Genomic DNA, 6,354 nt, shown 5'->3' with positions numbered 1-6,354 from the left:
GAAAACGCGCTGATCTTCGCCCTCGTCGGCCAAGTCGCAGCCGAAGCCGGCGTGCTGCTGATCATCATGTCTGCGGGGCCGGGCTGAGCGCCGTCCCGAAAAATCGACTTCGGCAGCGGGCTGTTAGCAGAGGTTACACCTTATATGGGGCGGAGGAAGAAACCCTCTGACGAACTCCACCAAGCTCTACGCATGATGGTGGCAGCGCTCCTCAAGGAAGCATCCATCCGCACAGACGGCTATCTATTCCGCTCCATGGGCAGGGACTCCTTCAAGAATCAAGGATTCACGGACTGCCCGGTCGGATATCGTCCGTTTAAGACGGTCGTAGATGGCCTAAAGGGCAAGGGATATCTGGAAGTCGTCACCGGCTTCAAAGAGTCCGTAAACGTCCATGATCGAGGCATTGCCACCCGGTTCAGAGCAACGCCGAAGCTAATTGCCCTTGCCGAACAGTACGGCATACGCCTGCCAGACTGGGCATCCCACTTCACCATGCTGCCGAGGCCCAAGGCGGTTAGGGCACCCATCCAACTCCGCGCCGACAGCAGGAAGGATAAGAAGGGCAAAAAGCACAAAGGCGGCAGAGTGGACTTCGATCCAGCCCATCCAGCCGCTTACCGCTATGCAAAGCAGGTTCACGACATCAACACCTTCTTCGCCGATCAGGATATACAGCCTGCCGAATGCCACTTCGCGTTCACCCGCATATTTGCACAAGGGGATCACCGCGATTACCGCTGGAATAAGGGAGCGCGGCTGTATTCCTACGCTTTCGGAAAATCCTATCAGCAGATGCCGCGAGTGGCCCGCCCTGAACGCGGTGACCACATCGGGCGCGAGAACATCACCATCAACGGCGAACCTGTCGTCGAGGTCGATATTTCCGCCAGCTACCTTACCATCCTGCATAAGCTGATGAGGGTTCCACTGCCAGCCGATCCATATGATATTCCCGGCGTACCACGCAAGGTCGCGAAGATTTGGGTGACCATCACCCTAGGGCATACCGGTTTCCATTCCCGTTGGCCTGATGCCGCAAAGCGCCGCTACTCCAGCAACCATCCGAATGGTGCCGCCGATCTGCAAAGAGATTTCCCGTTCGGTAAGACGCAGCGCAAAATCCTCGATCATCTGCCGCTGCTAAAAGACTGGCCTACGAACCCGGTCACTTGGGCAGATTTGCAGTTCCTAGAAAGCAGCGCGGTCGTAGACGCGGTTCATGAGTTAGCGACGCGTTACGGTGTTCCCGCACTGCCCCTGCATGATGCCGTCATCGTACCGAGGTCGAAGGCGGAATTGGCGAAGCAAGTCCTTTCAACCTGTTTCCAAGGGCATGTGGGAGTTCTACCGACTCTGACGACTAAATAGCCCGTATAAGCCCGTACAGCGCCTTCCTGAAGAAGAGGTAGGTGAGTAGCTAAACTTCTATATAGGCGCTCTACGGACCTCTGCGGGGAAATTAGGGGATATTGAGGATGTATTCGCCAATATGGCCGGTTAGGTGCGGCTGACCGCACATATATGGTGGTTTCTGACATCACTTGTGTGAGTCCAAGGTAAAGTGGGGTCGGCACTGGTCAGGCAATCCTCTCCGCTCCTTGACTCCACCTAGGACATGGGGGGGTAGCTTAGAACGTCTCAATGACCTCAACGCGATCCCCATTGATCTTATAGGTCACCATCCCATCAGCAGGATCGTCACGCCACCTACCAGGACCGGAGCCAGGACTCGCATCGACAGCGCGCCATACGATCCTATCGCCGTCGATCTTACAATCGTTCTTCCATAAGGTGTTGTCGGATGAACGGCGGTAGGAAACGCGGATAATCCCTCCTGTGATTGGTTCGGCCTTCATGGAAGCGACTGGCTGCTTGAACAGTTCCTCTATCCCTGCCTTGCAGATGAGCGCAGCCTTGGCAGGATCGATGGCAGCTTGGGTGCTGCTAATTTGCTCCACGGCGCTGATATGGGCATCAGAAGGCACATGTGGCGGCTTCTCGCATCCCGTAGCAGCAAGGCAACAAACGGCGGCGATTGCTACACCGCCCTTCATTTCAGCTTCCTTGTTTCGCCATAGGGATCGGTGACCTCAAGGGATACGATGGTGTCGGCAGCGGCGTCCCACTTACAGCGATAACGGGAGGTGATCTTCGCTCCAAAGCCGTTTTGAGAATCAAATTTTCGGCTAACGAACGCAACGCTCCCCGCTGCGCTATAATCCCATCGGAACTCGGGATCATAAGACCCCTCTGATACTAATGAACCTTTGATAGCCATGTCACACACGGTGACCGCTGTCACTTCGTCGGGGGTGCCATCGGCCTTCAACCCCATGTCGTTAACCTCTAGCGTTTCTAGTTCCGAAGGCTCGGCGCTTGCATCGCCAAGGGTTGCCAGCCCCAATATTCCAAGTCCGACTGCACCTATGATCCCTACGAAGGCCAAGATGCTTATGCCCGCTGGTTTGTCGTCGTCCGTGACGTCCTGACCATAATCTGCCCCATCGTGGTCTATGGGAGAGGCCGTTATCAGCTTTGCGGCAGCATCCTCTTGATCGAACCGGTAACCACAATAGCGGCATACCTTCGCCGCGCCCTTGATGATTTCGGCGCAGTCGGGACAAACCTTGTCTGTCCCGTGTTCAGTATCCGCCAATGCCATGCTCTTACCCCCGTTAGACTACGAGGCTACCCAGCCGAAGCCGGGTGTTCGTAACCTGTAGGAGTCCCGCAGGCGCATACGCTTTTATCGGCAGAGCCGACTGGACATATGCGCATGCCACCCGGCCGAGAAAACTCGACCGGCTGACTCCTCAAGGGGTTACGACGCCCCGCAGCATCGATTTGGCGACGCTGCATTTCCGGCATGGCAAAAATCGACGATACAGTAAACGATTCTTGACCGAACCTGCTTGCGATAAGTTCCTATTTTGTTCTATTTTCCCTTCATGACAGAGTCGGCATCATCAAGCACATCGGAGCTTATCGCAGACCTCATTATGTCTGCGCCGGGATGGGTTCGTGTAGGCATTACGGCACCATCACGCAGGGTCCGGCTGGAGTCCGTCTCCAATTTGGCAGACCATGTTGCGCAGGCTTATCCCGGCAAAGGGACGCAGACCGCGATCAGCTATCCTTGCCTCTTTGAAAGGCCGTACCGCTGCTTGCTGTTAGGAAACCTCTGGGGCGACCCGTAGGGCACTTGCCTGTGATTCCACTTGCGGACATAACCTGTTTTACCACTAAGGGGTTATCTGCATGGGCGACTTCGACGATTTCACTAGGCAAATGCGCGGCAATCACGAAGCAGCCTCGAAGCAACATGAGGAACAGGTAGCTCGCGCCGCTGCTGAAAGAGACGCTGACTGGGATGGTCAGATCGCTTTGCTCGAAGAGGTCGCCGGACCTATCATTTTGGAGGCCGCAAACGCCTGCGAAAGGCAGGGTATGAGGCCAGTGATTGAGCGGAATTGGGATAAAGGGCGATATATGGCTCCGGCGATAGCTTTCCGCCTTTTCGGCCCTAAGCAGCGACCTCATGATGCTAGTACTTATGAAATCGAGGCTAGTAGTGCTCATATTAAAGTAGAAGATGGTAAGCTCCGTGCCAACCTTTCTAATCGGTCCTTTAAAAGCAAGGTTGGTACGGATTATGTAGGCTATGGCGCGGAAGGGATTTCGCAGGCTCTCAAGCTTTGTATAGCATCATACTTCGAAGAAATTGCGCCCGGGTCGTGAACGATCAAGCAACGTAGCTGGCGGCATCCAAGGCCTTTCGGCTGGCGCGGGGCTTTCCATTGTATTCACTTGCCCTCGCGCACCTGCAACTTAACAATTTGTGTAGCGGGAGAGGCATGGAGCCAGGTTCCTAATCCGCTGGCGCGCAATCGACCTTCAAAGCCCGGTAAACGCTTGTACGCCCGATTCCGAGGCGCTTGGCGATATCGGAAGGCCCAACTCCATCGCCATGAAGCTGGCGAACAGCATCGACCTCGACGGACGGCTTACGCCCCTTGTAAACGCCATTTGCCTTGGCCTTCTCAATCCCTTCGCGCTGGCGCTCTTTTCGGATATCGGTTTCGAAGGCTGCTACAGCCCCTAGGATAGCAAGGACAAGCTTTCCCATTCCGCTATCGGTATCGATCCCGGCTTGCTGTAGGCAGCGGAATTTCACACCTTTGGCGCTTATTCGTTCGATGATGTTGTGAAGGTCCACAGATGACCTTGCAAGGCGATCAAGGCGAGTGACCATGAGGGTGTCGCCATCACGAACGAAGTCCAAAGCATCGGCAAGGGCGTCCCTTCCTTCTGCGCTGGTGCCGCTCTTCTTCTCTTGGAATACCTTTTCGCATCCAGCCGCTGCCAAAGCTTCCAACTGAACATCAAGCGACTGTCCTGCGCTGCTTACCCTCGCATACCCAACCAACATAGCGAATCCAGTACCAATAGCCTCTTAGACCCTTTCCGGTTATCCGCTCCAAAAACGGAAAGCAACCCTATTGGCACGGAATTTGGTTTCGCTTGGAACGCACCGCACGCCTATACCTCAGCGGCGCATGGGAATGGTGATCGGGACACCCCCTCCATTATGATACCAGTGACAATGTCAGTATCATATTTTCATCGACAGGGAATATGACATTGATTATATCATATAGGCATGGCGGTGACATTTTCCCAAGCACAGGGGGAGAGTGACAGCCTGGAACGAAGGCACTGTTACATTGGGGACCCTACTATGTTCGCGTTAGATCACTCACTCTTGCCTGAAGCCAATCAAGTTCTCGCCGATATTGACACGCAATGGCGTGCCGCGACCGGCCTAAACAACAGGGCCGATTACTCGATCAACTATTCTCCCGTTTGCCCTTGCCCTCTGATGGTCCTCGGCCTCAATCCGGGCGGTTCCCCGAACAATTTTCGGTTGGTCGATGTCGCCGCGGGTGGCAGCGAGTACATAGAGGGGTATGGGCCGACTTCGCAGAACATCGGTCGCCTGCTTCAGCGAACGCTCGGTGTATCGTCGCCCGAGGGAATCAGGGCGGTGCAGGGCAGCAATGTGATCTGGCGCCGGTCCCCCAACATGCAAAGCTTGGGCATCCGTGTTCCTGTAGCCGCCAAGGAAACGGCTCCGCATCTGGCTCAGCTGATCAGCTATATTGGCCCTCGCGCCATCTTGTTTGGCGGGAAGGCTGCCTATGATGCTTTCCTCGGTGCTCACAGGGCTCTTGTCGTGACACAAGGCGAAACCATCCTGGGGCCGAACGGCAGCAACCAAGCCGTTTACTTCGGCCACAGTGTCTTGTCGCTGCCGTACCTATCAGCCAACGTCGAGGCATTCGTCGTCCTTCATCCCTCCAAGGGCCTTCGGGATACCGCCGTCAACCGGTTGAAATTTCATTTCGCTCGCCTGTTTGCCGCTTGAGGAGATAGCCGTCATGATCCGCCACGAAGACTATGTTCGCGAGCTGCAGAAGGGAATTCTCCTGATCGCTGACCATCTCGCCCGACTAAAAGGGCATGATGCCGCCATTGCTTTCGCGGGCTTCCCGGCTGAAGGGGATTATGCAGACGATCAGCCTGAAAAGGTGGACCTGACCCACTTTGGAAACGGTATGCCCCTGTTGCTCATGTACGACTTCGCCATGGGGTCGTGTGCCCTGGAGCCCAGTGGGGACTTCGAGGAATCGGCTTTGGCGTCATTCATCGATTTGGTTCCGCGGACAAATGCTTACGGAGAGCCCGCGGGGTGGCCGGATGACCCACTGACGACCCAAGTGCTGGACATGTTCCGGGCTCGGCAAAAACTCTCAGACCCGGACCAGCGAGCAACCGCCGTGTTCTCCGTCCGAGAACTGGCGCTACTCGCCGATATGAGAGAGGGCGCCGTTCGAAATGCCCTGAGTGCCAAGGAATTGTCATCCCACCGCGAAGACGGCAAGGTTGTAGTCAGTTGGGCTGAAGCTGCGGCTTGGCTCCTAAAAAAGCGGCGTTTCAGACCAACGCCTGACACCACTTCCCAGTTTATCGAGTTCGAAACGGCTTCATCGCTTACACAGCTGCTGGCAGCTCTGGCGGCGTTCCCTGGCGCTGAAGGCAAACTGCCTACGGAATGGCTTTCCGGACGGTGGTCTGGAAATTTGAGTGAGGTGCAGGCAGTAGCGCACGCCATTCGCATCGACCCGGAAAAGCTGGCCATCCATATGAGCCGTCTCTGGGTGCGCGAGCAACAGTGATCGGGTGCTTTGGAGCGGGAATGAGCAGATTTAGCCGGTAGTTCAAAGATTGAGTACGAAGAGGTCACGCGAAAGGAGCGCGTGAGCTATGAAGGTGACGGTAGTTGGATCGCAC

8 protein-coding genes are annotated in these 6,354 nt (G+C 55.7%); 5 read left to right on the top strand and 3 right to left on the bottom strand.

Going from position 1 to position 6,354, the window contains the following annotated elements:
* Positions 1-192 precede the first annotated feature (192 nt).
* Positions 193-1,371 carry a hypothetical protein gene (locus tag GR702_RS12570; protein WP_160986235.1) on the top strand — a complete coding sequence of 393 codons (1,179 nt, stop codon included), beginning with the start codon at positions 193-195 and terminating at the stop codon, positions 1,369-1,371.
* A gap of 260 nt (positions 1,372-1,631) precedes the next feature.
* On the opposite strand, the gene GR702_RS12565 is transcribed toward GR702_RS12570, so the two are convergent.
* The gene (locus GR702_RS12565; RefSeq protein ID WP_160986234.1) at positions 1,632-2,057 is read right to left on the bottom strand and encodes a hypothetical protein; all 426 of its coding nucleotides are present in this window, start codon (positions 2,055-2,057) and stop codon (positions 1,632-1,634) included.
* Positions 2,054-2,665: a zinc ribbon domain-containing protein gene (locus tag GR702_RS12560; protein WP_160986233.1), complete on the bottom strand. Its 612-nt coding sequence runs from the start codon at positions 2,663-2,665 to the stop codon at positions 2,054-2,056. The genes GR702_RS12565 and GR702_RS12560 overlap by 4 nt, the downstream gene beginning before the upstream one ends.
* A 286-nt stretch (positions 2,666-2,951) precedes the next feature.
* On the opposite strand from GR702_RS12560, the gene GR702_RS22770 reads away from it, so the two are divergent.
* Together GR702_RS22770 and GR702_RS12555 are read left to right on the top strand one after the other, a co-directional pair.
* On the top strand, positions 2,952-3,200 hold the full coding sequence (locus GR702_RS22770; protein ID WP_419880299.1) for a DUF6771 family protein: 249 nt from the start codon (positions 2,952-2,954) through the stop codon (positions 3,198-3,200).
* A 61-nt stretch (positions 3,201-3,261) separates the two neighbouring features.
* On the top strand, positions 3,262-3,741 hold the full coding sequence (locus tag GR702_RS12555) for a hypothetical protein (RefSeq protein WP_160986232.1): 480 nt from the start codon (positions 3,262-3,264) through the stop codon (positions 3,739-3,741).
* A 130-nt stretch (positions 3,742-3,871) separates the two neighbouring features.
* On the opposite strand, the gene GR702_RS12550 is transcribed toward GR702_RS12555, so the two are convergent.
* Positions 3,872-4,432: a recombinase family protein gene (locus GR702_RS12550; RefSeq protein WP_160986231.1), complete on the bottom strand. Its 561-nt coding sequence runs from the start codon at positions 4,430-4,432 to the stop codon at positions 3,872-3,874.
* A 309-nt stretch (positions 4,433-4,741) separates the two neighbouring features.
* Between GR702_RS12550 and GR702_RS12545 the strand changes: the two genes are divergently transcribed.
* Together GR702_RS12545 and GR702_RS12540 are read left to right on the top strand one after the other, a co-directional pair.
* Complete coding sequence (locus GR702_RS12545) at positions 4,742-5,428, top strand: hypothetical protein (protein WP_160986230.1); 687 nt, start codon at positions 4,742-4,744, stop codon at positions 5,426-5,428.
* A 13-nt stretch (positions 5,429-5,441) separates the two neighbouring features.
* Positions 5,442-6,239, top strand: a complete 798-nt coding sequence (locus GR702_RS12540; protein WP_160986229.1) for a hypothetical protein — start codon at positions 5,442-5,444, stop codon at positions 6,237-6,239.
* Positions 6,240-6,354: the final 115 nt, after the last annotated feature.

This window comes from Novosphingobium silvae, assembly GCF_009856825.1.
In the GTDB taxonomy this organism is placed as follows: Bacteria; Pseudomonadota; Alphaproteobacteria; order Sphingomonadales; family Sphingomonadaceae; genus Novosphingobium; species Novosphingobium silvae.
This window is presented reverse-complemented; position numbering and strand designations above follow the sequence as displayed.